Origin of the sequence: Stenotrophomonas maltophilia group sp. Smal13 (genome assembly GCF_030236855.1) — a bacterium.
In the GTDB taxonomy this organism is placed as follows: domain Bacteria; phylum Pseudomonadota; class Gammaproteobacteria; order Xanthomonadales; family Xanthomonadaceae; genus Stenotrophomonas; species Stenotrophomonas maltophilia_A.
The window spans coordinates 1-26,733 of the sequence record NZ_JASJSQ010000069.1; the positions used below are offsets into that span (position 1 = coordinate 1).

Here is a 26,733-nt window from a genome sequence, read left to right on the forward strand (position 1 = left end):
GGGCGGGCTCTTGTAGCGTCGAGCGTGATCAATGGAAGGGGCGCGTAGAGTCGAGCTCGCTCGACTGTTCAGAAAGCCAGTCGAGCACGCTCGACTCTACGGTGTGGAGCAGTCGAGCAAGCTCGACTCTACGGATCAAGGCAGTCGGGCGGGTTACGAGGGGCTGGCGCGCTCAGGCTGCCGAAGACAACGCCGGTTCCCCGGTAATCAGGCGGTCGAAGTACTCGGTCGTCAATGCGATCTGGCTGGCCGGATCTTCGGCACGGTTGACCACCGCGCGGAAGGCGGCATTCTCCGGTCGATCCTTGGCGTACCAGCCCAGGTGCTTGCGCGCGATGCGCACCCCCTGCGGCTCGCCATAGAACGCATGCAGCGCGTGCAGGTGGCCAAGCAGGATGTCGCGCACTTCCGCCAGCGATGGCGGTGGCAGTTCCTCGCCGGTGGCCAGGTAATGCGCCACCTCGCGGAAGATCCATGGCCGGCCCTGTGCCGAGCGGCCGATCATCACTGCATCCACGCCGGTTTCCTTCAGGACGTAGGCGGCCTTCTGCGGCGAATCGATATCGCCGTTGGCGATCACCGGAATGCGGAGTGCGGCCTTGATCTCGCCGATCGTGGCGTACTCGGCCTGGCCGGTGTAGTGCTGGTCGCGGGTGCGGCCGTGCACCGCCAGTGCCGCGATACCGCTGTTCTCTGCGATGCGCGCGATCACCGGACCATTGCGATGGTCGCAGTCCCAACCGGTGCGGATCTTCAGGGTGACCGGCACGTCCACCGCGTTGACCACCGCTTCGAGGATGCGCGCCACCAGCTGTTCGTCGCGCATCAGTGCCGAACCGGCCCAGGCGTTGCACACCTTCTTGGCCGGGCAGCCCATGTTGATGTCGATGATCTGCGCGCCGTGGTCCACGTTGTAGCGGGCGGCTTCGGCCAACTGCTGCGGCTCGGTGCCGGCGATCTGCACGCTGATCGGTGCCGGCTCGCCGTCATGGTCCATGCGATGGATCGACTTGCGCGTGGTCCAGAAGCGTGGGTCGCTGATGGTCATTTCCGAGGCGGCCAGTCCCGCGCCCAGCCGTTTGCACAGCAGGCGGAAAGGCTTGTCGGTAACGCCGGCCATGGGCGCCAGCACGACGTTGGGGGCAATGGTGTACGGGCCGATCTGCATGCGCCCATTGTAGGGCGCGGGCGGCGGTACGGCCGTGTCGGGGGCGTTCCGGTTCAGGCCGATCCGCACCCAGCTCATGCCGTACCGGCATCAACAGATGCTTGACGGTTGCTTCCGCCGCCCCCAAGGGCGGGCGATGGTAGGCGGCTACCCCAGGCTCTGCCAGGCCTGGCGGGTACCCAACGCGAAGGCCAGCCCCAGGCTGAGGCAGGCCAGTGAACTGACTACCCAGAAGTACCGGCCGTTGTAGCCGGGCCGGAGCAGCGCCAGCCCGAAGCCCATCGCCGCGCGCACCAGCAACAGCAGGGCGATGCCCGACAGCACCGGACGGCTGGCCGGCAGCGGCGAATGCCAGCCTGCGGCTGCCAGCGCGTACAGCGTCCAGGCCACCAGCACGGCAGTAATGCCGGCGGTCATCAGTGGTGGCCACCAATGCCCCGCTTGTGCCAGCCGGACCATGCGCGGGCCAGCGCCGAACCACCGGTACCAGGGTGCCCCAAAGGCAATGCAGCCGATATGCAGCAAGGCTGCGATGGCACTGCCGGCGGCGGCAACCAGCAACCAGGGAAATCCGTCCATGTCCTGCCCACGCTGAAATGCTGCGCGGATGGTGGGTGAGGGGCGGGATGCGGGCAATGCGACCGGCAGTCGCAGCCGCTCGATGCGACCGCCGGTGATGGCGCTGCGCTCAGCGCGGCGGATCGATCTGCAACCCGCTGCCGAGACGGTCCAACGCCACGTCCACGCGTGGCAACCGCTGCCGGCCCTGCGGCCACAACAGGCGCAACGGCAGGCCGCGGCAGTCCAGCGACGGCAGGATCGACACAAGGCTGCCGCGCGCCAGCGCATCATCGACCAGCCAGGTGGCCAACTGCGCGATGCCGAAGCCGGCCTCGACCGCCGCCACCTGCGCTTCGGCGCTGCCAACCACCAGGCGCGCGCGGGCCTGCAGCGGTGTACTGCGCTGCCCGCCATCGGCCACCTGCCACGGCCCGATGCTGCCGTCGGCGCGTCCGAACAGCACGCCGTCATGCCCGGCCAGCTCGGCCGCGGATGTCGGCAGGCCATGTCGCTCCAGATAGGCCGGGGACGCGCAGAAGCGCAGGCATTCGTAGCCGAGCAGGCGGCTGCCCAGGGTGGCCGGGAGCGGCTCCGGTCCACCGATGCGCACGGCCAGGTCGATGCTGTCCTCGGTCAGGTCGACGAAACGGTCGCTGAAGGTCACCTGTGGCCGCAGCTGCGGAAACGTGTCGGCCAGCTGCAGCAGCAGCGGCCAGACTTTCAGGCGCCCGAAGGTGGCCGGGGCATCCACGCGCAGCCGGCCCACGGGCGCGTCTGCGTGCGACACCAGCACCGACTCGGCATCGGCCAGCTCACCCAGCACCCGCACGCAGGTGCGGTAGAAGCCCTCACCGGCCTCGGTCAGGCGAAGGCGGCGCGTGCTGCGTTCGAACAGCCGCGCTCCCAGACGCGCCTCCAGCCGCGCGATGGTCTTGCCCACCGCAGAACTGGTCAGGTGCAGGCGTTCGGCGGCGGCAGTGAAGCTGCCAGCATCGGCGGTGGCGACGAAGGCCTCGATGCCGCGCAGGCGCTCGGTGGGAAGCATGGGGGAAATTCAGTCCGGAATCGATGGAAAACATAGCAGTAATCGGAACTCAGGGAGGAAATAGGCTGGCGGCCCCTGTCCTGATGCCCGCTCATGTCCACCCTCGATTCCACCGTGGCCGCTGTCCACGCAAACGCTCGCGCACGTCTTTCGGTCGTCCTGCTGGCGGTGTCCGCCTTCGTCATCGTCACCACCGAATTCCTGATCGTCGGCCTGTTGCCCGCGCTGGCGCGCGACCTTGGCCTGGGCATCGCCCGTGCCGGGCAGCTGGTCACCCTGTTCGCGTTCACCGTGATGCTGGCCGGGCCACCCTTGACCGCGCTGCTGTCACACGTCGGCCGGCGCCGCCTGTTCGTGACCATCCTGCTGTTGTTCGCGGCTTCCAACGCGCTGGCTGCGATGGCCACGCAGCCGTGGCTGCTTGCGCTGGCGCGGGTGCTGCCGGCACTGGCCCTGCCGGTGTTCTGGGGTACCGCCAGTGAGACTGCTGCGCAGCTGGCCCCTGCAGGGCAGGGCGGTCGTGCGGTCGCGCGCGTCTACTTGGGTATTACCGCCGCAATGCTGTTCGGTATCCCGCTGGGTACGTTGGCCGCCGACGCCCTCGGTTGGCGCGGCAGCTTCTGGCTGTTGGCGGCCCTGTCGCTGTTGATGGCGGGCGCGCTGGCGTTGTGGATGCCGGACACCGTGGCCGGACCGCGGCGCGCGCTGGGCGAACAGGCACGAGTGCTGCGCCAGCCGCCGTTGCTGGGCCATGTGCTGCTGTCGGTGCTGGTGTTCACCGCGATGTTTGCGGCCTACACCTATCTGGCCGATGTACTGGAGCGGCTGATGCAGGTACCGGCGGCACAGGTGGGCTGGTGGCTGATGGGCTTCGGGGCCGTCGGGCTGATCGGCAATGCACTGGGCGGGCGCTGGGTCGATCGTGCGCCGCTGGGCGCGACCCTGGTGTTCTGCGCGGTGCTGGCGCTGGGCATGCTGGCCAGTGTCGGCCTGGCCGGCCACGGCACGTTCGTGCTCATCGCACTGGCCCTGTGGGGCGTGGCGCACACCGCGCTGTTCCCGCTGTGCCAGGTGCGGGTGATGCGTGCGGCGCCCCAGGCGCAGGCGCTGGCGGGAACCTTGAATGTGTCCGCGGCCAACGCCGGAATCGGCTTGGGCGCGCTGCTCGGCGGCGGTGCGATCGAACGCTGGGGCCTGGACACGCTGGGCGTGGTGGCTGCTGCCGTGGCGTTGCTGGCGATTGCAGCGGGGCTGCTGTTGCGGCGCTGGCAGTAGATCCGCGCCGCGCGCGGACCGCCCATGAAAAAGCCCGGGCATCTGCATGCCCGGGCTCGTTCATCCACGCATGGCGTGGATCTACTTCACTTCCACGTCGGCCGGAGTGAAGCGCGGCATCGCCGCCGCAGCGCCTTCCTTCTCGGTCGAACGACCGGCGAACTGGTTGGCGAAGCGCACGTGGCGGGCGAACGGGGCGTCGGCCACCTGCGCCAGCGACGCGGCCAGCGCACCGTTGAAGGCGTCACCGGCACCGGTGGTGTCGATCGCCTGCACCTGTTCGGCACCCACGCGGTAGTACGGCTGGGTATCGCCGCGCAGGTTCTCATCGGCATGCGACACGAACACACCCACCGAACCCAGGGTCACCACCACGGTGCCGTTGCCGACCAGCTTGCGGCACAGCGCATGCAGGCTGGCACCGTCCAGCGCGGCGACGTCATTGGCATCCACGCGCTCACCGACATGGCGGCCGAGCAGGGCTGCGAACTCGGTTTCGTTCGGGGTGATCACATCGGCCAGCTTGAGCAGGCCGATGGTCGAGGGGGCGTCGGCCGGTGCGGTGTTGAGCACGGTGGTGACGCCGGCCTCGCGGGCCGTGGCCAGTGCCGCTTCGATGGTCTGCACCGGCGATTCCAGCTGCACCAGCACCACCTTGGCGCCGGTCAGCAGGGCCTGCTGCTGTTGCAGGAAGTCGGTGCTCAGCGCGGCGTTGGCACCCGGTCCGATCACGATGGTGTTGCGGCCACGGGCATCGACGTAGATGCCGGCGGTGCCGGTCGGTTCGCTGCTGGCTTCGGCGATCAGACCGAAGCCGTCCTGCGCGGCCAGCTCACGGGCGGTGGCGCCACCAGCGTCGTCGCCCAGCGCGCACACGAAGTGCGTGTCGGCACCGGCGCGGCAGGCCGCCACGGCCTGGTTGAAGCCCTTGCCACCGGGGCCGGTGCTGTAACGGCCGGCAATGGTCGCACCCGGTGCCGGCAGCGACTCGCACCGCCACACGTGATCGACATTGAAGGAACCGACGACAACGACACTGCTGCTCATAGGGAATCTTTTCTCAACCAAGGGTTCAACTGAAGTGCGTCAGCACGCCGGCGATGGTCGCCGTCATGAAGGTGGCAATGGTACCGCCCAACACCGCGCGCAGGCCGAACTTGGCCAGGTCGTGGCGACGTTCCGGGGCCAGGCCGCCAATGCCGCCGATCTGGATCGCGATCGAGCTGAAGTTGGCGAAGCCGCACAGCGCGTAGGTGGCGATCAGACGACCTTCCTCGGACAGGCTCACGCCGGCGATCTGGCCGTTCACGATCTGCGACAGCTCGGTGTAGGCCACGAACTCGTTGATCACGACCTTCTGGCCGATCAGCGAACCGACGGTGGTGGCATCGGCCCACGGGGTGCCGATCACCCAGGCGATCGGGGCCAGCACGTAACCGAAGATGGTCGACAGGTTGGTCGGCTTGCCGATGGCAGCGGCCAGGCCGGTCACATCGCCGATCCAGGTCAGCGGGGCGTTCAGCAGCGCGATCAGGGCGATAAAGGCCAACAGCATCGCACCGATGTTCAGCGCCAGCTTCAGGCCGTCACCGGCGCCGGCTGCGGCCGCGTCAATGATGTTGCTGGAGGTCTTCTCGACTTCCATCTTTACCGTGCCGCGGGTCAGCGGGGTGCCGGTCTCCGGAATCAGCAGCTTGGCCACGACCAGCGTGGCCGGCGCGGCCATGATGCTGGCCGCCAGCAGGTGCTTGGCGTAGAAGGCCTGCTGCGCCGGGTCGCCACCGCCGAGCATGCCCACGTAGGCCGCCAGCACGCCGCCGGCGATGTGGGCCATGCCGCCGATCATCATGGTCAGCAGCTCGGACTGGGTCATCCTGGCGATGTACGGGCGCACGGTCAGCGGCGCCTCGGTCTGGCCGATGAAGACGCTGGCGCAGACGCTGGTGGTTTCAGCACCGGACACGCGCATCACCTTGGTGATCGACCAGGCCATCACGCGCACGATGCCCTGCATGATGTTGAGGTGGTACATCACCCCCATCAGCGCAGAGAAGAAGATGATGGTCGGCAACACCTGGAAGGCGAAGATGAAGCCGTAGTTCTTGGTGTCCATCAACGAGCCGAAGATGAAGCCCGAGCCCTCGTTGACGTAGCTGAGGATCTTGACGAAGCCCTTGCCCAGCGCGTCGAACACGTCGCGCCCGCCCGGCACCAGGATCACCAGCGCCGCGAAGGCGATCTGCAGGGTGATACCGGTGGCAACCAGCTTCCAGTCAACCGCGCGCTTGTTATTGGAAAACAACCAAGTGATGCCGATCAGCACCGCCAACCCGAACAGGCCGAAGCCGATCCTGCCCAAACCTTCGACCATGTGAGTGACTCCCCTGGGGCGTCGCGAAAAACGGGAAGCCTAGTGCAGGGCAGGGGCCGGGGCAAGAAAAAGCAGCGTGTGCGCGGCCAACGGTACCGATCAGGCCAGCAACGGCAAGGGCTTGCGGCTGGCGGCGGCGGGTAGAATGGGGTTCGATCCCGGCCCGGATGCGGGCCCGCAGCAGGAGATTCGCATGCAATACCGTCGCCTGGGCTCCACCGGCCTGCCGATTTCCGCCTTGTCCTTCGGCGCCTGGGTGACCTTCGGCGACCAGGTCCCGCGCGATGAGGCCCGCAACCTGGTGGCCACCGCCTGGGATCATGGCGTCAACTTCTTCGACAACGCCGAGGGTTATGCCAACGGCCGTGCCGAACAGGTCATGGGCGACGTGATCACCGACCTGCGACTGCCGCGCGACGGTTTCTGCGTGTCCAGCAAGGTGTTCTTCGGCAGTGCCAAGGACCCGCGGCCGACCCAGCGCGGCTTGTCGCGCAAGCACGTGACCGACGCCTGCCATGCCGCGCTCAAGCGCCTGCGGGTGGACTACCTGGACCTTTATTACTGCCACCGCCCGGATCCGGACGCGCCGATCGCCGAGACCGTGCACGCCATGGATACCCTGGTACGGCAGGGCAAGATCCTCTACTGGGGCACTTCGGAGTGGTCGGCGGCGCAGATCCAGCAGGCGCTGGACATCGCCGAGGCGCGCAACCTGCAGGGCCCGTCGATGGAGCAGCCGCAGTACAACCTGCTGCACCGCGAGCGGGTCGAGGTCGAGTACGCGCCGCTGTATGCGGGTGCCGGCCTGGGCACCACCATCTTCTCGCCGCTCGCCTCGGGCCTGCTCACTGGCAAGTACGACCAGGGCATCCCGGCCGATGCGCGGCTGGGGCGGGAAGGCATGGAGTGGTTGCAGGACCTGGTGCTGGGGGCCGACGCCGGGGCCCGCCTGGGCCAGGTGCGGCGCTTCAGCGAGGTGGCACGCGCGCTCGGCCATGCCCCGGCGACGCTGGCGATTGCCTGGTGCCTGCGCAACCCGAACGTTTCCAGCGTGATCCTCGGCGCCAGCCGGGTCAGCCAGCTGCTGCAGAACCTGCAGGCATTGGACGTGCTGGAGCAGGTCGACGCGGCCGGCTGGGCCCAGGTCGAAGCCGTCTTCGCCTGACAACCCTTTGGAGAGTCGAGCCACGCTCGACTCCAGGTTGGTCGGGCCTTTGTAGAGTCGAGCCATGCTCGACTCCGCACGTAGCGCGGGCATTTCCAGGCGACGGCGCGAGAGCAGTCGAGCGTGGCTCGACTCTACAAAAGCCGTGTGCCCCCATCTTTCAATAGATGAAATCTATCGCATTTCAGAATTCGATCATTAATCTCATCAATCAAATTGAGAATGGTTGTTGATTGTCAACTGAGAATCATTATCATTTAACTCGTCCCTCGCACGAGTCCAGATGCTCATGAATGCTCAACCTGTACTGCTGCGCCCCGAAACGCTGACCCTCCGCGATCGACCGGTCCGCGTCGTTCCACCGGAAGAGGTCATCGACAGTGAAGCCCTGCTCAAGGGCCGTCGTGAAATCCTGATCCAGCACGGCGACCGCTTCTATCGCCTGCGGCACACCAGCAACGACAAGCTGATCCTGACCAAGTAATCGCGGCCTGGTCGCCCGCCTCCCTCCCTCCTGCCGGCAGCGCCGACAGGGTGGGCGACCCGTCCGCTCCCGCTCTCTCCCCCTCGGTCTACCGCGTGCACCTTCCGGGTGTGCCGGTAACCGGGGGTTCCCCTGCCTGACCGAATGAACCCGATGACCCGCCATACCGCCCTGTGTCTTGCTGTCTGGATGGCGTTGCCGCTGTCCGCCCACGCTGCTGCCGCCGCTGCGCCCGACGCGCGCGAATTTGACCGGGTGCAGGTCACCGCGACCCGCACCGAGCGGGCGGTGAGCGACGTGGCGGCCACCGTGGACGTCATCGACCGCGAGCAGATGGACCGGCACCTGGTGCAGGACATCAAGGATCTGGTGCGCTACGAGCCGGGCCTGTCGGTCACCCGCAGCGCGACCCGCTTCGGCCTGGATGGTTTCCGCATCCGTGGCCTGGACGGCAACCGTGTGCGCATCCAGACCGATGGCATCGTCATGCCGACCCGGTTCGACATCGGTTCGTTCGCCAGTTCCAACCGCAACTTCACCGACCTCGATACGCTCAAGCGCGTGGAGATCGTGCGCGGCCCGGCCAGCTCGCTGTACGGCTCCGATGCATTGGGCGGCGTGGTGGCGTTCGTCACCAAGGACCCGGCCGACTACCTCAAGGACGGCAAGAACAGCTACTTCGGACTGAAGTTCGGCTACGACGGTGAGTGGAAGGGCCTGCTCGGCGGTGCCACCGCCGCCTTTGGTGGCGACCACTGGAGCGGCCTGGTCAACGTCAACCACCACCAGGGCCAGGAAACGGACAACAAGGGCACGGTGCGCAGCGACAACGACACCCGTACCGCGTCCAATCCGCAGGACCGCGACGGCCGCAGCCTGCTCAGCAAGCTGGTCTATGCACCGAGCGAAGACCAGCGCTTCCGCTTGACCGTGGAAGGCAACGAAGACACCACCGATACCAATGTGTTGTCGGCGATTGCCAGCGTTGCACCGCGCCCCGGCGCGATGGCTGCGGCTACTGGCATGAAGTCCCACGACACGCAGAAGCGTACCCGCGTGTCCTTTGCCCACGAAATGGATGCGCTGGACCAGCCGTTCGCCGACAGCCTGCATTGGCAGGTGTATGCGCAGAACAGCGAAACGCGGCAGCAGACCGACGAGACCCGCACCGACGGCAGCCGCCGTCACCGCGTGTTCTCCTTCGACCAGCATGCCTTTGGCCTGCAGGCGCAGTTCAACAAGGCGTTCAGCACCGGCAGCGTCGAGCACGCATTGACCTACGGCTTCGAAGGCACCCGTACCGAGATCCGCCAGAAGCGCGACGGCTACCAGGTCAACCGTGCCGGTGTGGTCAGCAACACCGTTACCCCCGACACCTTCCCGGTGCGTGACTTCCCGATCAGCAAGACCACCGAGTTGGGCCTGTACGCGCAGGATGAAATGCGCCTGGCCGACGGCAAGCTGTCGCTGGTGCCGGGCGTGCGCGTGGACCGTTACGAGCTGAAGCCGGAAGTGGACAGCATCTTCGCCGAAGACAACCCGACCACGGCCGTGGCCCAGCTGAAGAAGACCAGCGTGTCGCCGAAGCTGGGCATGGTCTGGCGCTTCACCGACCAGTGGTCGCTGTTCGCCGGGTATGCGCGTGGCTTCCGCTCGCCGCCGTACAACGACGTCAACATCGGCCTGACCAACGTGGCCTTCGGCTACACCGCCATCGCCAACCCGGACCTGAAGCCGGAAACCAGCGACGGCTACGAGCTTGGCCTGCGCTTCATCGCGCCGGCGGCGTACGTCAGCGTCAGCGGCTACTACAACGACTACAAGGATTTCATCCAGTCCAACGTCGATACCGGCCGCAACGCACAGGGTTTGACCGTGTTCCAGTCGCAGAACATCGCCGACGCGCGCATCTATGGCGCGGAAATGAAGGCCGGCATCGAGTTCGGTGAACTCAGCCCGGCGCTGAAGGGCTGGGCGCTGCGCAGTGCGCTGGCCTGGTCGCGTGGTGACAACCGGACCGATGACGAACCGCTGGCCTCGGTCGATCCGCTGCGTGGCACGCTGGGCCTGATGTACGACACCGATACCTGGGGCGTCGAACTGGCCGGTACCTTCGTGCAGCGCAAGAAGCGCCTGCCGCCGCCGGCGGCGCAGACCAATCCGAACGCACCGGCGCCGTTCGTCTACCAGCCGGCCGGCTATGGCGTGCTGGACCTGATGGCGCACTGGAACTTCGCACCGGGTGCCACCTTCAATGTCGGCGTGTTCAACCTGGCCGACAAGCGCTACATCGAATGGTCGTCCATCACCCCGAGCCTGATCACCAACCGCGCACTGAGCGATCGTTTCAGCAGCCCGGGCCGCACCTTCTCCGCCAGCCTTGCCGTTTCCTGGTGACCTCATGAGCCGAGCACTGTCCGCACGCAGGAATGACTCCATCGCCGCGCCACACAGCGCGGCCTGGCCGACCCCGGCACAGCTGGCCACGCTCGGCACCGTGCTGTGCCTGTACCACGCCGACGGCAACGAGCTGGGCGGCTGGCGCCAGGCCGTACGCGTGCATGCCTGCCAGGGCGTGGACAGCGAAGGCCTGCGCGAAAGCCTGTGCTTCCTCGATGGCCGCGGCCGCTGCGTGTGGCGCCTGTACCTGCTGCCGGACAGCGACTTCCTGGCCTGGGACCGGCTGGTGGCTGCGCTGCCGCCGGGGCCCGAGCACGACAGCGATGGCAGCGTCGGCGAACGCCTGTGGCGACGCCTGGCCGGTCATCTGGGTGGCCAGCGCTGGCGCCTGTGCGCGCTGCGCCTGCATGCCGCCGACGATGGCCGCACGCTGGCCGCCAGTCTGTCGACCCTGTCCTCGCTGGGCGCAGCCACCGCGCGCCGCATTGCACGGCTGGAAGGTGCCGAAGGCGAGCTGGCAATCGACGATTGCTGCTGTGCCGATGTCGCGCGGCGTCCGGCGCCGCGGATTCCCGGCGACCTGCCGCTGATCCGCCTGTGACCCACTCCTGATGGAACGCCTGTCGGCCACGGACGGCCTCTCAACGCATCTGCAACCCCGAAGGAAGACCCCGATGAAGCTCCAGACAGCCAGCGCCCTGCTTGTGCTCGCCGCCAGCGGCGTGGCCAGCGCGCAGCCCTCCGATATCGCCCGTGACCACGACAGCATCCTTGCCATGCAGGGTGAGTACACCGTGGACTTCGCCTTCGACGAGACCGTGCTGCTGAAGCCGGGCTACGAGCGTGCGCCGGCGATGCGCAGCGGCGGCAACGAAGTGGTCATCGTGGTCGAAGACACGCCGAAGCGCATCGTGCTGCAGCACCTGCTGCTGGACGAGAAGAGCGGCCACATCACCAAGCACTGGCGCCAGGACTGGGTGTACGAAGCACCGAACCGTTTCGAGTTCAGTGCCGACCAGACCTGGAAGGTGCGCAGCATTCCGGCGGCGGTGAACCAGGGCGCCTGGACCCAGTGCGTATACGAAGTGAGCGACGCACCGCGCTATTGCGGCACCGGCACCTGGACCTACACCAACAACGTGCCGAGCTGGACCAGCGACCTGAGCTGGCGTCCGCTGCCGCGCCGCGAGTACACCAAGCGCAGTGACTACAACGCGCTGGCCGTGATCAACCGCCACACGCTGACCCCGAACGGCTGGACCCACGAGCAGTTCAACACCAAGGTGCAGCGCAACGCCGATGGCAGCCAGGTGGAGATCGCCCGCGAGTTCGGCTTCAACGACTACGTGAAGACCACCGAGGTCGATTTCACCCCGGCGCGAAACTACTGGAAGGCCACCGCCGGTTACTGGGCAAAGGTGCGCCAGCGCTGGGATGGCTTCCTCGGCCAGGCCCCGGGCGTGCACCTGAAGACCAAGATCGACGGCATGGCGATGATCATCCCGATGTTCACCCAGGCCGAAGAGATCCAGGCCGGCAAGAAGGTGAAGGACAAGCAGATCGACGACGTGTTCGCCAAGTACGTGGAAAAGGCCCAGTAAGTCGAGCCCTGCTCGACTCCACGGCCGCATCCACGCATGGCGTGGATCTACCAACCTCTGCTTCCGGTAGGTGCCGAGCTTGCTCGGCACGCTCTCCATCGGTGATCGCACGCTGCATCCACGCGTGATGTGGATGTGCCGTGCCGGATATCTGCTCCTGGTAGGTGCCGAGCTTGCTCGGCACGCTCTTCGTCGGTGATCGCACACCGCATCCACGCATGGCGTGGATCTACCGTGCCGTATATCCGCTTCTGGTAGGTGCCGAGCTTGCTCGGCACGCTTTCCATTGGTGATCGCACGCTGCATCCACGCCATGCGTGGATGCGATGCACTCAAGACGCCTTCTCGCCCAAGGTGGTCAGGTCCAGCCCAGCGTCCTGGAACGCACGCAAGGTGGCCTGCAGGCTGGCCTCGTCATCGCGGGTGCGGACGCCCATTACAGCTTGGTGGCAACGCACTCGATCCGTGCTGCAGGCGCTACGGTCCGGCAGCAGCAGCGCGGTCTGTGCGACGAGGATCGCCATGTGCGCCACTTCCTTTCTCGGCTTCGGTTGGCCCCGGTAGAACCGGTCGAACTCAGCACGCAGGTCGGCCACCACGCCGGCATCGCTGCGCGTGCGTGACACGCTGGCCGGAACCAGATAGGTCGGGTGGCCCTCGAGGAAGGCTTGCGCTTCATCGGCCAGTACCGTTTCCAGCACGAAGGCCTGCACCGCGTCAGGAACATAGCCATCCGCCGCGCGGGCGTCTGCAGGCAGCATCGCACCGAGCAGCGGGGAACTGGCCAGAAGGATGCGCAGGCAGAGGCTGTATTTCATCTTCATTCCTTGAACCTCGGGAGCGCGGGAGCAACCTTCCGCGCTTCCGGACGATCTGATCGGGTGGGGCGCGCAGCATAGCGCCCCACCCGAGCGTGTCACGATCGCGTCAGGCTTCGCGCAGGGCCAGTGCTGGTGGCGTATGCAGGATCGCCCGCGTACCCCACCAGCCTGCCAGCAGGCTCAAGCCGATGCCGACCACGCCGCCGATCAGCAGGCCCGGCCACGGCGGCAGCAACGGCAGCTCGAACACCTTCTGCGAAACCACCACGCCGATCGCAGCGGCCGCGCCCACCGCCAGCAACGCCGCCAGCGTGCCCAGCGCACCGAATTCCACCAGTACCGCGCCACGCAGCTGGCGCCGGGTCGCGCCCAGCGTGCGCAGCACCGCGCTGTCGTAGCGGCGTTCACCGGCCGTGGCCTGCAGCGCGGCCAGCAGCACCAGCAGGCCGGCCAGCAGACTGAACACCATCACCAGCTGCACCGCCTGTGCCACCCGTTCCATCACATCGCGCACCTGCGAGATCACCGCGTCCACGTCCAGCAGCGACAGGTTCGGCTGCGCGCGTACCAGCTCGCCCAGTCCGGCGGCCTTGCCGGCCGGTAGATGGAATGCCGACAGCAGGTTGTGTGGCGTATCGCCCACCGCATTCGGGTTCAGCAGCACGAAGAAGTTCGGACGGAAAGTGTTCCAGTCGGCCTTGCGCACGCTGGTGACAGTGAACTCGCGTTCCTGCTCGCCCACCGCAATGGTGATGCGGTCGCCGGGATGCACGCCGTAGCGCTTGGCCCAGCCGATTTCCACCGAGGCTTCGGCGGCGGTGCTGTCTGCCTTCCAGAAGGTGCCGTTGACCAGTGTGTTGGCCGGCGGGAAGCTGCTGCGCCAACTGAAGTTCAACGGCCGGTTCTCGTCGTCGTCATCGCGCTGGCCTTCGCCCTGTGCCGGCTGCCCGTTCTGTTCAGGCGAGCGGTCCACGCGCAGCGGCGGCTTGCCGTTGATCGCGATCAGGCGGCCAGTGGCCATCGGTTCGATGCTGGCGTCGTTGGCGCCGAGTCCACGCAGTGCGGCCAGCACGCTGTCGCGCTGTTCGGGCTGGATGTTGATCAGGAAGTAGTTCGGCGTATCCGCTGGCAGTCGCTCGCGCCACTGCTGTAGCAGGCCGGGGCCGGTCACCGCCAGCAGCAACAGCGCGCACAGCGACAGCGACAGCCCCACCAGCTGCATCACTGCCAGCATCCGGCGCCGGGTCAGCGCGGCCAGACCCAGCCGCCAGTGGCCATGCAGGCGGTGCTGCAGGCCGCGCAGCAGCTGCAGCAGCACGAAGCCGACCACGCCGGCCGCCACCGCCAGCGCGGCCAACCCGCCCAGCACCCACAGCGCCAGCTTGAGATCACCGGTGACCTGCACCGCCAGCAGCAGGCTGGCCGCCAGGGCAGCCACGTAGGCCAGCAGCGAGGCCGGCGGCAGGGCGGCGAAGGAACGGTTGAGCACCCGCATCGGCGGCACCCCGCGCAGGCGCAGCAGCGGCGGCAGGCCGAAGCCGAACAGCAGCAACAGCCCGATGCCGGCACCGGTCAGCGCAGGCATTGCCTCGGGCAGCGGCAGGCGCTGCGGCACCAGACTGCCCAGCACCTGCACCAGGCCCTCCTGCGCCGCCATGCCCAGGCCGATGCCGAGTGCGCAGGCCGGCACCGCCAGCATCAGCAGCTGCAGTGCCAGACCGGACAGGATGTCGCGCTGGCGCGCGCCCAGGCAGCGCAGGATCGCCACCTGGTCGATGCGGCGCAGGGCGAAGCGGTTCGCCGCCAGCGCCGTGGCAACACCGGCCAGCAATACCGCCAGCAGCGCGCTGAGGCCGAGGAAGCGCCCGGCCAGGTCGAACGCCTGGCGCACGCCACGCTGGGTGTCGTCCACACTCAGCAGGCGCAGGCCCTTCACCTGCGGCAGCAGCCATTGCCGAAGTGCCGCGATCGGCTCTGCTGCTCCGGCGAACATCAGCCGGTAGTTGATGCGGCTGCCCGGACCGAGCAGGCCGGTGCCTTCCACATCGGCGCGGTTGACCAGCAGGGTGGGGGAAAGCGTAAGCAGGTCGCCGCCGGTATCCGGCTCGGCCTCGATGATGCCGGCGATGCGCAGCGTGCCAGCGCCGAATTCAAGGTCGTCACCGGCCTTCAGTCCCAGCCCCTGCAGAAGGCGTGGGTCGGCATAGGCCTGGCCCTTGGCCGGCATGCCGGCGTTGTCGATCAGGGCGCCCCCGGGCGTGGCCCGCACCCGCAGCGTGCCACGCAGCGGATAGCCCGCCTGCACCGCCTTGATGCTGGCCATCTGGCTGGCATCGGCGTTGAACAGCACGCTGCCGAAGCTGGCGATACGGGTGTAGGAAAGTCCGCGCCGCTGCGCCTCGTCGGCGAACGCCTGCGGCGGGTCATCGCGCCCGGCGATGCCGAGGTCGCCGCCTAGCATTTCCGCTGCGCTGCCGGTCAGTGCCAGGTTGACCCGGTTCACCAGCGTGCCGACCGCGGTCATCACAGCCACGCCCAGCACCAGCGCGGCGAACACGGTCAGCAGGTCGCCGGCCAGCGCCTCGCGGCGCAGCGCGCGCCACGCGTGCCGCAGCAGGTTCATGCCTGCGCCCCACGCTCGACCGGCAGCAGGCGGCCGTCGTCGATGCGGTGGATGTACTGGCAACGCTGGGCCAGGCGCAGGTCGTGAGTGACCAGCACCAGGGTGGTGCCGCTGCCGGCGTTGAGTTCGAACAGCAGGTCGCTGATGTGCTGGCCGGTGGCGTGGTCCAGCGAGCCGGTCGGTTCGTCGGCGAACAGGATGCGCGGGCGGGTGACGAAGGCACGTGCCAATGCCACGCGCTGCTGCTCGCCGCCCGACAACTGGCGCGGATAGTGGCGGGCGCGATGGGCCAGGCCGACCTGGGCCAGCACTTCATCTACCCGCGCCCGTTCTTCGCGCCCAGCCAGTTCCAGCGGCAGCGCGACATTCTCGGCGGCGGTCAGTGCCGGCAGCAGATGGAAGCTCTGGAACACGAAGCCGACCTCACGCGCGCGCAGCTGGGCGCGGGTCTCCTCGTCCAGCGCCGCCAGGTCCTGGCCGGCCAGCGCGATGCGGCCGCGGCTGGGCAGGTCCAGCCCGGCCAGCAGGCCGAGCAGGGTGGTCTTGCCGGAACCGGAGGCGCCGACGATGGCCGCGCTGGTCCCTTCATGGACGGTCAGGGTGATGTTGTCCAGTATGTGGACTTCACCCTCCGGGCCCTGCACGGATTTGCCGACCTGGTCGACGGCGATGGCAACGGACGCGCTGCGGGGGGACAGGCTGTCGATGAGGAGACTCCAATGCGCAAGACGGGATGGAGCCGGCGAGCCGGCGTGATGATGGTGCTGCTGCTAGGGTTCCTGCTGCTGCCTGGGCTGGCGTGTGCCAAAGGTCCGGCTGGCACCGTGCTGGTGCTCGGCGACAGCCTCAGTGCTGCCCACAATATCCCTGCCGACGCCGGCTGGGTGAGCCTGCTGCAGCAGCGGGTCAGGCAGCAGTCGAAAACCCCGGCGCGCATCGTCAACGCCAGCATGAGCGGAGAGACCACCGCCGGCGCACTGACCCGCCTGCCGGGCCTGCTGGCGAAGGAGAACCCGACCGTGGTGGTGATTGCCCTCGGCGGCAACGATGCACTGCGCGGGCTGACCCCGGCGCAGGTGCAGGGCAACCTGGAAAAGATGGTGCAGGCCAGCCAGAAGGCCGGTGCCAAGGTGCTGCTGCTGGGCATCGACGTGCCGCCCAACTACGGGCCAGCCTATCGCCAGCGCCTGGCGGCGGCCTACAAGGCGCTGGCCACGCAGTACAAGGTGCCGCTGCTGCCCTTCCTGCTGGAGGGCGTGGCCCTGCAGCCGGGCATGATGCAGGCCGACGGGCTGCACCCGACCGCACAGGCGCAGCCGAAGGTGCTGGATAACGTCTGGCCGCTGCTCAGACCGCTGCTCTGAACCGTTTGTTTACCTCTTGACGGAACTTCACATCGCGTCCACCGTCGATCCGGCATGTTTCACAAAGCTGAAGTTAGAGGGAATCACATGCGTCAGACGAAGGAGACCTCCGGCTTGGTGCTGGTGGTCGAAGACAACCGCAACATCTCCGAGATGATCGGGGAATACCTGGAAGGTCGCGGCTTCGAAGTCGACTATGCACAGGACGGCCTGGATGGCTACCGCCTTGCGGCGGAAAACAGCTATGACGTCGTGGTGCTCGACTTGATGTTGCCGCGCCTGGATGGCATCGAAGTGTGCCGTCGCCTGCGCAACGATGCGCGCAAGTCCACCCCGGTGCTGATGCTCACGGCACGCGACACGCTGGACGACAAGCTCACCGGCCTCGGTTTCGGCGCCGATGACTACCTGACCAAGCCGTTCGCGATCCAGGAGCTGGAAGCCCGCCTGCGCGCGCTGATCCGCCGCGAGCGTCGCCAGGTCGGTTCGGAAGTGCTGAAGGTCGCCGACCTGGTGCTCGATCCGGTCAGCATGCGTGCCACCCGTGCCGGTACCGAGCTGCAGCTGTCGCCGATCGGCCTGCGCCTGCTGACCATCCTGATGCGCGAATCGCCGCGCGTGGTCACCCGCCAGGAGATCGAACGCGAGATCTGGGGCAACGGCCTGCCGGATTCGGACACCCTGCGCAGCCACCTGTACAACCTGCGCAAGATCATCGACAAGCCGTTCGACCGTCCGCTGCTGCATACCGTGCAGAGTGCCGGCTACCGCATTGCCGACATCGCCCAGCCGATGGCCTGAGCAGGCCCGCGCCGGTGCAGCCGCAGGCCGGGCCGGGCTGCGGCCAGGCACAAGGGCAGGGGATGACCGTCCGGCAGTGCCGCCGGTCATCGCCCGTGCATCCCAACGGCGCGGTGCGCTGCCTATAATCGCAGCGCTCTGACCGGGACCCCGCAATGCCGCACGGCCTGCCGCGCAAGATCCGTATCGCTTTCATCCTGCAGGCAGTGCTGGCCAGCCTGGGCATCCTGCTCGGTGCGTGGCTGGTTTCGCTGGTGATCAAGCACAGCCTGGTCGGCGCCGCCCTGCGCGAGGAGGCGGCGTACTTCTGGACGCTGCACGAGGCCTCGCCGGTGCAGCCGCCACCCAACACCCAGAACATCCGTGGCTACCTGCTGGAAAGCGGGCAGTCGGCCCTGTCGTTGCCGGCTAATCTGCGCAACCTGGAGCCCGGCTTCCACGAACTGCCCAAGGACGACCAGCTGGTGCTGGTCGATGTGCGCCCGGCCGGCCGCCTGTACCTGGTGTTCCTGCGATCGCGCGCGGAAATGCTGGCGTTCTGGTTCGGCATCGTGCCGGTGCTGCTGACCCTGCTGGCGGTGTATGGCGCCAGTTGGGTCACCTATCGTGCGTCCAAGCGCCTGGTATCGCCGGTGAACTGGCTGGCGCGACGCGTCTCGCGCTGGGACCCGGGCCACCCGGAGGCGGCCGACCTGGAGCCGAACAAGCTGCCGGCGGACATGCAGGGCGAGACCCGCCAGCTGGCGGCCGCACTGCATTCGCTGGCCAACCGGGTCAGCGCACACGTGGCGCGCGAGCGCAATTTCACCCGCGATGCCAGCCATGAACTGCGCACACCGCTGACCGTCATCCGCGTGGCCAGCGACATGGCGCTGGGCGATGACAGCCTGGAGCCGCGCCTGCGCCGCAGCCTGCAGCGCATCCAGCGTGCAGGCCGTGACATGGAGGCGGTGATCGATGCCTTCCTGATCCTTGCCCGCGAGGCCGACGTCGAACCCCAGGTCGAGTTGTTCGACGTCAATGACATCGTCCGCTACGAAGTGGACAACGCCAACGAACTGCTGGGTACGCGCCCGGTGTCGGTGCACCTGCACAGCGATGGCCCGGTGCAGCTGCATGCGCCGCCGCGGGTGCTGCAGGTGGTGGTCAGCAACCTGGTGCGCAACGCGTGCAGCTACACCGATGAGGGGCGCATCGACGTGCATGTGCACAACGATCGGGTGGTGGTGCGCGATACCGGTATCGGCATGTCGGCCGACGCACTGTCGCGGGCCTTCGAGCCGTTCTACCGCGCCGAGCCGAGCCGCCCGCAGGGCACCGGCCTGGGCCTGTCGATCGTGCGCCGGCTGTGCGATCGCTTCGGCTGGAAGGTCAGCCTGGCCAGCGAGCCGGGTCAGGGCACCGAGGCGACGGTGGTGTTCCGCTGACGCGGCACCTGCTGCCTCGGTAGATGCCGACCTTGGTCGGCGCTTTCAACAGGATTCACGCCGGTGCCCCATGCCAACCAAGGTTGGCATCTACCGGAGCGAGGCCGCAGCCTTCTTCAATCGCACTTCACCTTCGGCGCCAGCGCCTTGGTCCAGATCGCATAGCCGGCCGGGGTCATGTGCAGCATGTCCTCGCGGAACAGCGACGCATCCGGCTGGCCGTCGGTGCCGAGCATCGGCGTGTAGACGTCGGTGAAACCGGTGTTGGGCAGCTTGGCCAGGGCTGCCTTGATCAGCGTGTTGGCCTCGTTGATCGCCGGCAGCAGGTGCGCGCGCGACGGGCTTGGCTTGATCGACAGGTACTCCACCTTGGTCTTCGGCAGGTCGCGATGCACGCGCTGCACGAAGGCAACCACATCGTCGCGCACCTGCACGGCGCTGCGGCCGCTGTTGAGGTCGTTGTCACCGGCGTAGAAGAATACCTTGCACGGTGCATACGGCACCACGATGCGGTCGGCATACCAGGTGCTGTCGCGCACTTCCGAACCGCCGAAACCACGGTTGAACACCGGCTGGCCGGGGAAGTCGGCTGCCAGGCCTTCCCACATGCGGATCGAGGAGCTGCCGATGAACTCGATGCCGCCCCGTGGCGGCGGGCTGGCCTGGTCGGCGCTGGCAAAGTGGGCCATGTCGCCGGCCCAGGCCACGTTGGAGACCTGCTCGGGCACGCGCGGTGGCTTGGCCGGGCTCAGCGCCTGGGCCAGGGGGGCGGCGGTCAGCAGGCCCAGCATCAGCAGGCAGGTACGGCGACGGGACATCAGGCGCTCCAGCAGGGAAGGGGAAAGCCATCATAGAAGCTGGGGCGGGCCGGGGCTTGCCCCTGGCAGTCCATTCACCGGGCCGGTGCCGGGATGCGGCTGGCGGCCTTGTGGCAAAATGGCGGCCATCTGCCTATCCCTGTGCACCCATGATTCCCTGCCGTGCGTCTGAGCGGTCGCTGCGCCGCGCCCCTGTTGCTGGATGTTCCACCCGTGGCTGATCAGTTCGGCCATCTGCCCCGCGGCCCGCGCCGCATCTTCCAGGCCGCCCGCTGGTCATGGCAGGGCCTGCGCGCCGCCTGGCTGCATGAGTCCTCGTTCCGGCTGGAGGTCTACCTGCTGATCCTGCTGACCCCGGTCGCGGTCTGGCTGGGCCAGACCCCGGTCGAGCGTGCGCTGCTGATCGGCTCGATGCTGCTGGTGCTGGCGATGGAACTGGCCAACTCGGCCATCGAGGCGGTGATCGAACGTTACGGCAGCGAGATCCACGAGCTGGCCGGCCGCGCCAAGGACATGGGTTCGGCGGCAGTGTTCGTGCTGATGATGAACGTGCTTCTGTGCTGGGCGCTGGTCGTGGTCCCGCATGCAATGGCCGGCAATTACGGCTGATCCCCATTCCCCCACTGCCCTGAAGAGTTTCCATGTCCTTTGAGTTCCTCGCCGACCCCAATGCCTGGGTGACCCTGTTCACCCTGAGCGCACTGGAAATCGTGCTCGGCATCGACAACCTGGTGTTCATTTCCATCGCGGTCAGCAAGCTGCCGGAAGAGCGTCGCCCGTTCGCGCGCAAGCTCGGCATCGCCGTGGCCTGCATCACCCGCATCGCCCTGCTGGTGTCGCTGGCCTATCTGGCGCACATGTCCGCCAACCTGTTCACCGTGGCTGGTATGGGCATCTCCATCCGCGACCTGGTGCTGATCGTCGGTGGCCTGTTCCTGATCATCAAGGGCTACATGGAGATCAAGGAACTGATCACCGGTGGCGAAGACGAGAACCCGGCCACCAGCAAGGCCTCGGGTGTATTCGGCATGGTCATCCTGCAGATCGCCATCATCGACATCGTGTTCTCGCTGGACTCGGTGATCACCGCCGTCGGCATCGCCGATCACATCCCGGTGATGGTCGCCGCCATCCTGCTGTCGGTGCTGGTGATGCTGCTGGCCGCCAACCCGCTGGGCCGCTTCATCGACGCAAACCCGACCGTGAAGATGCTGGCACTGGCCTTCATCCTGCTGATCGGTGCGGTGCTGATCCTGGATGGCCTGGACGTGCACGTGCCCAAGCCCTACATCTATGCCGCCATGGGCTTCTCGGTGCTGGTGGAATGGCTGAACCTGCTGATGCGCCGCCGCGCACGCGATCACCACGTGCCGGGTGCTGGCGACTGGTAAGCAGATCACAGGCAAATGTGTCTCCCAGACCCCCCGGCCAGCGCCGGGGGTTCTGCGTTATGGGACCCATTGGGCTCGCCGGGCCATGCCCGACGGGGAGGTTCCCGCCAGCTGTGAATTGAGGTCAACAGTGTTTTCCCGGGGCGAGGCTTAATCCGGGCCGACAAAGCGCGCAGGCTACGCGCTCTTTTCCAGGACCTGCCCCACGCAGGATGACCCCATGAACTCCAGAGCCGCCTTGTTGGCCCTTGCCGTCGGCGCCTTCGCCATCGGCACCACTGAATTCGCGCCGATGGGCCTGCTGCCCGTCATTGCCGACGGCGTCGGCGTGAACATTCCCACCGCCGGCATGCTGATCACCGCCTATGCCGTGGGCGTGATGCTGGGCGCGCCGGTGATGACCCTGCTGATGGGACGGTTTGGCAAGCGCACCGCGCTGATGCTGCTGATGTCGATCTTCGTGGTCGGCAACCTGCTCTCGGCACTGGCCCCGAACTACGGCCTGCTGTTGCTGTCGCGTCTGGTCACCAGCCTCAATCACGGTGCCTTCTTCGGCATCGGTGCGGTGGTCGCCGCCAGCCTGGTGCCGAAGGACAAGCAGGCTGCCGCCGTGGCCACCATGTTCATGGGTCTGACCATCGCCAACATCGGCGGTGTGCCGCTGGCCACCTGGGTGGGCCAGCAGCTGGGCTGGCGTCTGTCCTTCGCCGGTACTGCGGTGCTGGGCCTGGTCGCGATCACCGCGCTCGGCCTCGCGCTGCCGGCATCCGCGCCGGGGCCGCGCCCGGACGTGCGCCGCGAACTGAGAGCGATCCTGCAGCCGCAGGTGCTGCTGGCGATGGCTACCACCGTGCTTGGCGCCGGCGCGATGTTCACCCTCTATACCTACGTGGCACCGGTGCTGACCGAACTGACCGGTGCCTCCAACGCCTTCATCGCGATGTCGCTGGCGCTGATCGGTATCGGCTTCACCTTCGGCAACGGCATCGGTGGGCGCATGGCCGACTGGTCGCTGGATGGTGCCACCCGCATCCTGCTGGCGGTCCTGGCCGTGTTGATGTTCGTGCTGCCGCTGGCCTTCATGAATCACGCCACGGCGGCGCTGGGCGTGCTGCTGTTCGGTGCGGCGACTTTCGCCATCGTGCCGCCGTTGCAGATCCGGGTGATGCAGGCGGCCAGCGAGGCGCCGGGACTGGCGTCGTCGATCAACGTCGGTGCGTTCAACCTGGGCAATGCCGTGGGTGCGGCGCTGGGCGGTGCGGTGATCAGTTCGGGCCTGGGCTACGCCGCGATTCCGGTGGCCGGTGGCCTGCTGGCGGCGTCGGGCCTGCTGCTGGCATGGCTGGGGCGGACGCGCGCTGCGGTGGCTGAGGCCTGCTGAGGAGTGTTGGATTCCGGCAGGGCTTGCAGCCCTGCACCCGCAGACTCCAGAGCAACAGCAACACCCTGCATTCCGTGGGTTGGCGGGGTGGGTCCGGTTGAGGGGGACGGCGTAAATACGTCCATGTAGCCTCGGTCGCGCCATCCATGGCGCTCACGCCCCCTCAACCGGACCCACCCCGCCTTCGACAGGTTCCTGCGATCTGTCGGAACCTGCCGCTGATGGTGGGTGCCGACCGTTGGTCGGCACGAATGCCTGGAGCATGGGCTTCTGCAGGGACGACTTCGTGGATGGACCTGACTATCTAGTGTTTTTTCAATACGGCTTCGTCAGGGATCCAGTTGTCGTCGGCACCGTCCTGCAATGATGCCGGCACCATCCAGATCAGTACGCCGGCTTCCTCCCCTTCGAGTCGATGCGCGTAAATCCATAACTCAGTCCCCGCTCGATTGAATGCAAGGGATTTCAATGCGATTCCTTCAGGAACGCCGAGACGTGACACATGTCTGCCGGAATCCATGCGCCAGACATCGATGTAACGGCCCGGCGAAGCGCCTGTAGCCGTCATCGCGAGCAGCCTGCCATGCGCCGTGCGTGCCAGTGCCTGGGTGCCGGTTTTTCGTTCCACCTCGAATGCTGCTTCCCCGGTGAAAAGACGATGAATGCGAAGAACATCCCTTTGCTCTATTGGATCACGAGCCTCTTCGGCGACCCAGTCACCCGCGACGCTTCCCAATACCAGGCGTCCACTGCCTCCGGACCTGACTGGAAAGCTCTTGACCACATCACCTGATGCAGGCTCAACACCGACCAGGCCGCAACTTGTGAACCAGAAAAGTCCGTCACCCAGATCCGGTGCCGGGCCTGGGTAGCAGGATTGCATGTAGCCGAAGACGCGCTGTCTCAAGTTGGTTCTATCTTTCCAAAGCTCCTTCATTTCGATGGCTTTTCCCGACCCTGCATCCATGATCCGCTCAGGGAAGCGGTCCTCCGTCGCCATATGAGACTCTGAGTAAAGATAGGAGTTGCCATCGCGATCGAGTTGCCATCGCTGATCCATGGTGCTCTGCATGCAGTGGTCGCCCCGAATCGCACCGGTGGAATCACCGCTGATCTGTACTGGACAGGACGTGAGAATCTGCTGCGTCGGGCTCGGCTCGGCTGCTGTCAGAGCCCATAGGCGTCCCTTTCGGTCCACCTTCGTCTCAGTGACCCGCTGACCGCCGCCCATCTGCCGTGCCGTAACGGTCCCAGCCTTCTTCGCGGCGATGTAACCGTATGAACTGTCGTTGTCTGACGTGATATGGAACTGGTCATGGGGCAATGAACGAATCTGACCAGAGCCGCAGCCAGGCTGAATTTCCTGGATGGCGTGCCACTGCAACATCGGCATCGCACCGTCCACGGGTAGTCGGGGGACAATAAGCGGAACCGGCGCCTCATCACGTAGATCGAACAGATGCGAGATGACATCCAATGTAGTTTCAGGGCCCGCTGGGAAGTTTGCCGCCAGCGCCTGCACCTCTGCTGAGAATTTCTTGCTGGGGTCCCTCTCAGTGATCAGCTCGGTTTCCCAGTGCGGGTAGGGAATAGCCGTAACCCCCGGGATGGATGCAAAGGCCTTCCATTTGGTGCGGCGTTGCTCTTGGCGTTTCTCTGCATACCAGAGCAGCGTCTGCGAAGGAGCGCCTGTAAGATCAGTGAGATCGATCAGAACAACGTATTTTTCGCCAGATCTGCGGCGCGCGAAATCAGTGTGGAAACTGGAGAACGTCAACCGCTCCACTGCCAGGTCAGTGAACGCGGCGGCTGCGGAGTCGAGATCGGAAGGAGACAGCTGCTCGACGTGGGCGCGCCAGCGGGATTTCTCTTCCGGAGCAATGGCGCCTGCCGCTGCTGCGGCATCAATCGCAGCAATATTCCCCGCGAACGCGATTGCACTCTTCTCCGGATGGAAGTGCCCGTAGACCTTTGCCCACTCCCGCTCCATGTCACCGACAATGGGTCGAGCAACACCACTTTCGCGAAATGACGTTGAGAAATAGCTCCGCGCTAGAAGGGCTGAGCTGACGTCCTGGATCGAAGCAGACACGATGTAGGCCTTGCCCACATAGCTGTCGCCGTCAGCGCGAAGTTGCATGTCCCGGGTATGAGCGTCGCTTGACGCGGTGAGGACAGGTGCGGGCGACAGAGCATCCTGCTTGGGATCCGGGCTCTCCTGGGCACATGCCGTTGGCATGAGCAGAACGATGATCGCTGCTGTTGGAAGAATTCTGTGCATGATCGAGGTCGATGTCCATTTTCCGACCGATGGCTGCTGCCTCTGAGCAGGGCGGGCGGTTCAAGTGCGGGATCCCTGCACTATCTGATGCGGAATTTGTGTTGGGCCATGCAACAAGTACGAAATGGGCTCGCAATTGACCTGCCCGGGGGGCCTTGCCGGCAGGAGGCGGAAGCCAAAGGCAGGGCAGCTCGCAGGTACGGCGCGGGCGCACTGACCTGACCCAGGCAATGCGCCAGACCGTTGGCATCAGCGCCCCGCTGCCCTGGAGCCATTGGCCCTGCCGGATTCCTGTTCATCTCCACAGGCCCGTTAACACCGGCCATGGCATGCTCGGCGCCAAGCCCACCCGGAACCTCCGCCATGCGCCTGTTCACCCGTGTCCTGCCCCTGATGCTGTTGGCCTCCCTGCTCTCCGGCTGCGGCTACAACGCCATCCAGCAGAAGGATGAAGCGGTCAAGGCCAGCTGGTCGGAGGTCATCAACCAGTACAAGCGCCGCGCCGACCTGGTGCCCAACCTGGTGCAGACCGTGAAGGGCTTCGCCAGCCAGGAAGAGCGTGTGCTGACTGAAGTGACCAACGCCCGTTCGCGTGTCGGCCAGATCAACGTCAATGCCGACGACGAAGCCTCGCTCAAGCAGTTCCAGCAGGCCCAGGGCGAACTTGGCAGCGCGCTGTCGCGGCTGCTGGTGGTCACCGAGAACTACCCGGAGCTGAAGTCGAACCAGAACTTCCGCGACCTGCAGGCGCAGCTGGAAGGTACCGAGAACCGGGTCACCGTCGCCCGCGGCCGTTACATCCAGCAGGTGCAGGACTACAACACCTACATCCGCTCGTTCCCGCAGGTGATCACCGCCAAGATCTTCGGCTACAAGACCAAGCCGAACTTCACCGTGGACAACGAAGCGCAGATCTCCAACGCGCCGGCGGTCGATTTCGGCAACGCGCCGCAGCAGCAGCCGGCACCGCAGCCGGGGACCTGATCGATGCGCCTGGCCTCTGCGCTGCTGGCCCTGCTGCTGTGGCTGCCGCTGGCCTCGCATGCGCAGCAGCTGGCGCCGGTTCCTGCGCTGGATTCGCCGGTGGTCGATACCACCGGCACGCTGGACGCCACGCAGAAGCAGGCGCTGGTGCAGCAGGCGATCGAACTGCAGCAGCGCAAGGGCAGCCAGCTGCAGGTGCTGGTGGTGCCGACCACCCAGCCGGAGGACATCGCGCAGTACACCACGCGGGTCTTCGACCAGTGGCAGATCGGCCGCAAGGGCGTGGATGACGGGGTGCTGCTGGTGGTGGCCAAGGACGACCGGCGCGTGCGCATCGAGCCGGGCTACGGTCTGGAAGGCGCCATTCCCGATGCCATCGCCAACCGGGTCATCCAGGAATACCTGGTGCCGCGCTTCCGCAGCGGCGACTACGCCGGTGGTATCACCGACGCCACGGCGGTGCTGGTCAAGCTGATCGACGGCGAAACGCTGCCTGCACCGGTCAGTGGCCATCGCGGGCGGGAGCCTGGCGGTGGCGGCGATACCTGGTTCCTGGCGTTGTTCATCGGTGTGTTCGCCGGCAGCATCCTGCGCGGCGTGTTCTCGCGCGTGCCGCGACCGCTGCGAGGCCTGCTCGGTGGTGCCGGTGCGGCGCTGGCGGCGTTCCTGTTCACGTCCACGCTGCTGGCCAGTGGCCTGGCCGGCATCGTAGGGCTGATCGTGGCCATGCTCTCCGGCCATCCGGGCCGCTTTGCCGTTTTCCGGAGAGCAT

The 26,733-nt window shown here is 66.7% G+C and carries 24 protein-coding genes; 14 read left to right on the plus strand and 10 right to left on the minus strand.

Annotation, left to right across the window (positions count from 1 at the left end; genetic code table 11):
- Positions 1–172 precede the first annotated feature (172 nt).
- The 3 genes from dusB to QRO95_RS18815 all read right to left on the minus strand — a co-directional run bounded on the left by dusB (position 173) and on the right by QRO95_RS18815 (position 2,774).
- Positions 173–1,168, minus strand: coding sequence for a tRNA dihydrouridine synthase DusB (gene dusB, locus QRO95_RS18805; RefSeq protein ID WP_285303187.1), 996 nt, complete (start codon positions 1,166–1,168; stop codon positions 173–175).
- A gap of 147 nt (positions 1,169–1,315) precedes the next feature.
- Entirely contained in the window at positions 1,316–1,747 is a 432-nt protein-coding gene (locus QRO95_RS18810) for a hypothetical protein (RefSeq protein ID WP_121504891.1), read from the minus strand.
- Positions 1,748–1,856: 109 nt separating this feature from the next.
- On the minus strand, positions 1,857–2,774 hold the full coding sequence (locus QRO95_RS18815; protein ID WP_285303188.1) for a LysR family transcriptional regulator: 918 nt from the start codon (positions 2,772–2,774) through the stop codon (positions 1,857–1,859).
- Positions 2,775–2,867: 93 nt separating this feature from the next.
- Here QRO95_RS18815 and QRO95_RS18820 point away from each other — a divergent pair, with 93 nt between their 5' ends.
- Positions 2,868–4,049, plus strand: coding sequence for an MFS transporter (locus tag QRO95_RS18820; RefSeq protein ID WP_285303189.1), 1,182 nt, complete (start codon positions 2,868–2,870; stop codon positions 4,047–4,049).
- A gap of 81 nt (positions 4,050–4,130) precedes the next feature.
- Here QRO95_RS18820 and QRO95_RS18825 read toward each other — a convergent pair whose 3' ends face one another.
- Positions 4,131–5,096, minus strand: a complete 966-nt coding sequence (locus QRO95_RS18825; protein WP_132809230.1) for a ribokinase — start codon at positions 5,094–5,096, stop codon at positions 4,131–4,133.
- Between the two features lie 25 nt (positions 5,097–5,121).
- Positions 5,122–6,420, minus strand: coding sequence for a NupC/NupG family nucleoside CNT transporter (locus QRO95_RS18830; protein WP_010481870.1), 1,299 nt, complete (start codon positions 6,418–6,420; stop codon positions 5,122–5,124).
- Between the two features lie 193 nt (positions 6,421–6,613).
- On the opposite strand from QRO95_RS18830, the gene QRO95_RS18835 reads away from it, so the two are divergent.
- From QRO95_RS18835 to QRO95_RS18855, 5 genes are all read left to right on the plus strand, one after another.
- On the plus strand, positions 6,614–7,585 hold the full coding sequence (locus QRO95_RS18835) for an aldo/keto reductase (protein WP_285303190.1): 972 nt from the start codon (positions 6,614–6,616) through the stop codon (positions 7,583–7,585).
- Positions 7,586–7,874: 289 nt separating this feature from the next.
- On the plus strand, positions 7,875–8,069 hold the full coding sequence (hemP, locus tag QRO95_RS18840; protein ID WP_005412278.1) for a hemin uptake protein HemP: 195 nt from the start codon (positions 7,875–7,877) through the stop codon (positions 8,067–8,069).
- A gap of 153 nt (positions 8,070–8,222) precedes the next feature.
- The gene (locus QRO95_RS18845; RefSeq protein ID WP_404830364.1) at positions 8,223–10,466 is read left to right on the plus strand and encodes a TonB-dependent hemoglobin/transferrin/lactoferrin family receptor; all 2,244 of its coding nucleotides are present in this window, start codon (positions 8,223–8,225) and stop codon (positions 10,464–10,466) included.
- A gap of 4 nt (positions 10,467–10,470) precedes the next feature.
- Positions 10,471–11,070, plus strand: coding sequence for a Hemin transport protein (locus tag QRO95_RS18850; protein ID WP_285303191.1), 600 nt, complete (start codon positions 10,471–10,473; stop codon positions 11,068–11,070).
- 73 nt (positions 11,071–11,143) lie between these two features.
- Positions 11,144–12,070 (plus strand): DUF6607 family protein, encoded by a 927-nt coding sequence (locus QRO95_RS18855; RefSeq protein ID WP_121504894.1) that lies wholly within the window; start codon positions 11,144–11,146, stop codon positions 12,068–12,070.
- A gap of 332 nt (positions 12,071–12,402) precedes the next feature.
- Here QRO95_RS18855 and QRO95_RS18860 read toward each other — a convergent pair whose 3' ends face one another.
- The 3 genes from QRO95_RS18860 to QRO95_RS18870 all read right to left on the minus strand — a co-directional run bounded on the left by QRO95_RS18860 (position 12,403) and on the right by QRO95_RS18870 (position 16,158).
- The gene (locus QRO95_RS18860) at positions 12,403–12,888 is read right to left on the minus strand and encodes a hypothetical protein (protein ID WP_285303192.1); all 486 of its coding nucleotides are present in this window, start codon (positions 12,886–12,888) and stop codon (positions 12,403–12,405) included.
- A gap of 109 nt (positions 12,889–12,997) precedes the next feature.
- Positions 12,998–15,514 carry an ABC transporter permease gene (locus QRO95_RS18865; protein WP_285303193.1) on the minus strand — a complete coding sequence of 839 codons (2,517 nt, stop codon included), beginning with the start codon at positions 15,512–15,514 and terminating at the stop codon, positions 12,998–13,000.
- Positions 15,511–16,158, minus strand: coding sequence for an ABC transporter ATP-binding protein (locus QRO95_RS18870; protein ID WP_285303194.1), 648 nt, complete (start codon positions 16,156–16,158; stop codon positions 15,511–15,513). The genes QRO95_RS18865 and QRO95_RS18870 overlap by 4 nt, the downstream gene beginning before the upstream one ends.
- 75 nt (positions 16,159–16,233) lie before the next feature.
- Between QRO95_RS18870 and QRO95_RS18875 the strand changes: the two genes are divergently transcribed.
- From QRO95_RS18875 to QRO95_RS18885, 3 genes are all read left to right on the plus strand, one after another.
- Entirely contained in the window at positions 16,234–16,878 is a 645-nt protein-coding gene (locus QRO95_RS18875) for an arylesterase (RefSeq protein WP_004144386.1), read from the plus strand.
- An 87-nt stretch (positions 16,879–16,965) separates the two neighbouring features.
- Positions 16,966–17,679: a response regulator transcription factor gene (locus QRO95_RS18880; RefSeq protein WP_002811889.1), complete on the plus strand. Its 714-nt coding sequence runs from the start codon at positions 16,966–16,968 to the stop codon at positions 17,677–17,679.
- 155 nt (positions 17,680–17,834) lie between these two features.
- Positions 17,835–19,106 (plus strand): HAMP domain-containing sensor histidine kinase, encoded by a 1,272-nt coding sequence (locus tag QRO95_RS18885; protein WP_049399778.1) that lies wholly within the window; start codon positions 17,835–17,837, stop codon positions 19,104–19,106.
- Between the two features lie 116 nt (positions 19,107–19,222).
- On the opposite strand, the gene QRO95_RS18890 is transcribed toward QRO95_RS18885, so the two are convergent.
- Positions 19,223–19,924, minus strand: a complete 702-nt coding sequence (locus QRO95_RS18890) for an SGNH/GDSL hydrolase family protein (protein WP_285303195.1) — start codon at positions 19,922–19,924, stop codon at positions 19,223–19,225.
- Positions 19,925–20,137: 213 nt separating this feature from the next.
- Here QRO95_RS18890 and QRO95_RS18895 point away from each other — a divergent pair, with 213 nt between their 5' ends.
- The 3 genes from QRO95_RS18895 (at position 20,138) to QRO95_RS18905 (ending at position 22,696) form a co-directional block, all read left to right on the plus strand.
- Positions 20,138–20,533: a diacylglycerol kinase gene (locus QRO95_RS18895; RefSeq protein ID WP_032129924.1), complete on the plus strand. Its 396-nt coding sequence runs from the start codon at positions 20,138–20,140 to the stop codon at positions 20,531–20,533.
- A gap of 32 nt (positions 20,534–20,565) precedes the next feature.
- The gene (locus QRO95_RS18900; RefSeq protein ID WP_004144462.1) at positions 20,566–21,315 is read left to right on the plus strand and encodes a TerC family protein; all 750 of its coding nucleotides are present in this window, start codon (positions 20,566–20,568) and stop codon (positions 21,313–21,315) included.
- Positions 21,316–21,535: 220 nt separating this feature from the next.
- Entirely contained in the window at positions 21,536–22,696 is a 1,161-nt protein-coding gene (locus tag QRO95_RS18905; RefSeq protein ID WP_285303196.1) for an MFS transporter, read from the plus strand.
- Positions 22,697–23,000: 304 nt separating this feature from the next.
- Here the strand turns inward: QRO95_RS18905 and QRO95_RS18910 are convergent, their stop codons facing one another.
- Positions 23,001–24,977: a hypothetical protein gene (locus QRO95_RS18910; protein ID WP_285303197.1), complete on the minus strand. Its 1,977-nt coding sequence runs from the start codon at positions 24,975–24,977 to the stop codon at positions 23,001–23,003.
- A gap of 363 nt (positions 24,978–25,340) precedes the next feature.
- On the opposite strand from QRO95_RS18910, the gene QRO95_RS18915 reads away from it, so the two are divergent.
- Together QRO95_RS18915 and QRO95_RS18920 are read left to right on the plus strand one after the other, a co-directional pair.
- The gene (locus QRO95_RS18915) at positions 25,341–25,961 is read left to right on the plus strand and encodes a LemA family protein (RefSeq protein ID WP_032130538.1); all 621 of its coding nucleotides are present in this window, start codon (positions 25,341–25,343) and stop codon (positions 25,959–25,961) included.
- A 3-nt stretch (positions 25,962–25,964) separates the two neighbouring features.
- Positions 25,965–26,733, plus strand: a 769-nt coding sequence (locus tag QRO95_RS18920; RefSeq protein WP_285303198.1) for a YgcG family protein, incomplete at its 3' end; no start/stop codon positions are given.

What these genes read in the sequence shown, in the direction of transcription:
- dusB (WP_285303187.1), bottom strand. Translation starts at nt 1,168, where the DNA reads ATGCAGATCGGCCCGTACACCATTGCCCCCAACGTCGTGCTGGCGCCC.
- QRO95_RS18845 (WP_404830364.1), top strand. Translation starts at nt 8,223, where the DNA reads ATGACCCGCCATACCGCCCTGTGTCTTGCTGTCTGGATGGCGTTGCCG.
- QRO95_RS18890 (WP_285303195.1), bottom strand. Translation starts at nt 19,924, where the DNA reads ATGTCCCGTCGCCGTACCTGCCTGCTGATGCTGGGCCTGCTGACCGCC.
- QRO95_RS18855 (WP_121504894.1), top strand. Translation starts at nt 11,144, where the DNA reads ATGAAGCTCCAGACAGCCAGCGCCCTGCTTGTGCTCGCCGCCAGCGGC.
- QRO95_RS18835 (WP_285303190.1), top strand. Translation starts at nt 6,614, where the DNA reads ATGCAATACCGTCGCCTGGGCTCCACCGGCCTGCCGATTTCCGCCTTG.
- QRO95_RS18825 (WP_132809230.1), bottom strand. Translation starts at nt 5,096, where the DNA reads ATGAGCAGCAGTGTCGTTGTCGTCGGTTCCTTCAATGTCGATCACGTG.
- hemP (WP_005412278.1), top strand. Translation starts at nt 7,875, where the DNA reads ATGAATGCTCAACCTGTACTGCTGCGCCCCGAAACGCTGACCCTCCGC.
- QRO95_RS18860 (WP_285303192.1), bottom strand. Translation starts at nt 12,888, where the DNA reads ATGAAATACAGCCTCTGCCTGCGCATCCTTCTGGCCAGTTCCCCGCTG.
- QRO95_RS18815 (WP_285303188.1), bottom strand. Translation starts at nt 2,774, where the DNA reads ATGCTTCCCACCGAGCGCCTGCGCGGCATCGAGGCCTTCGTCGCCACC.
- QRO95_RS18880 (WP_002811889.1), top strand. Translation starts at nt 16,966, where the DNA reads ATGCGTCAGACGAAGGAGACCTCCGGCTTGGTGCTGGTGGTCGAAGAC.
- QRO95_RS18810 (WP_121504891.1), bottom strand. Translation starts at nt 1,747, where the DNA reads ATGGACGGATTTCCCTGGTTGCTGGTTGCCGCCGCCGGCAGTGCCATC.
- QRO95_RS18820 (WP_285303189.1), top strand. Translation starts at nt 2,868, where the DNA reads ATGTCCACCCTCGATTCCACCGTGGCCGCTGTCCACGCAAACGCTCGC.
- QRO95_RS18905 (WP_285303196.1), top strand. Translation starts at nt 21,536, where the DNA reads ATGAACTCCAGAGCCGCCTTGTTGGCCCTTGCCGTCGGCGCCTTCGCC.
- QRO95_RS18830 (WP_010481870.1), bottom strand. Translation starts at nt 6,420, where the DNA reads ATGGTCGAAGGTTTGGGCAGGATCGGCTTCGGCCTGTTCGGGTTGGCG.
- QRO95_RS18865 (WP_285303193.1), bottom strand. Translation starts at nt 15,514, where the DNA reads ATGAACCTGCTGCGGCACGCGTGGCGCGCGCTGCGCCGCGAGGCGCTG.
- QRO95_RS18915 (WP_032130538.1), top strand. Translation starts at nt 25,341, where the DNA reads ATGCGCCTGTTCACCCGTGTCCTGCCCCTGATGCTGTTGGCCTCCCTG.
- QRO95_RS18875 (WP_004144386.1), top strand. Translation starts at nt 16,234, where the DNA reads ATGCGCAAGACGGGATGGAGCCGGCGAGCCGGCGTGATGATGGTGCTG.
- QRO95_RS18900 (WP_004144462.1), top strand. Translation starts at nt 20,566, where the DNA reads ATGTCCTTTGAGTTCCTCGCCGACCCCAATGCCTGGGTGACCCTGTTC.
- QRO95_RS18850 (WP_285303191.1), top strand. Translation starts at nt 10,471, where the DNA reads ATGAGCCGAGCACTGTCCGCACGCAGGAATGACTCCATCGCCGCGCCA.
- QRO95_RS18910 (WP_285303197.1), bottom strand. Translation starts at nt 24,977, where the DNA reads ATGCACAGAATTCTTCCAACAGCAGCGATCATCGTTCTGCTCATGCCA.
- QRO95_RS18885 (WP_049399778.1), top strand. Translation starts at nt 17,835, where the DNA reads ATGCCGCACGGCCTGCCGCGCAAGATCCGTATCGCTTTCATCCTGCAG.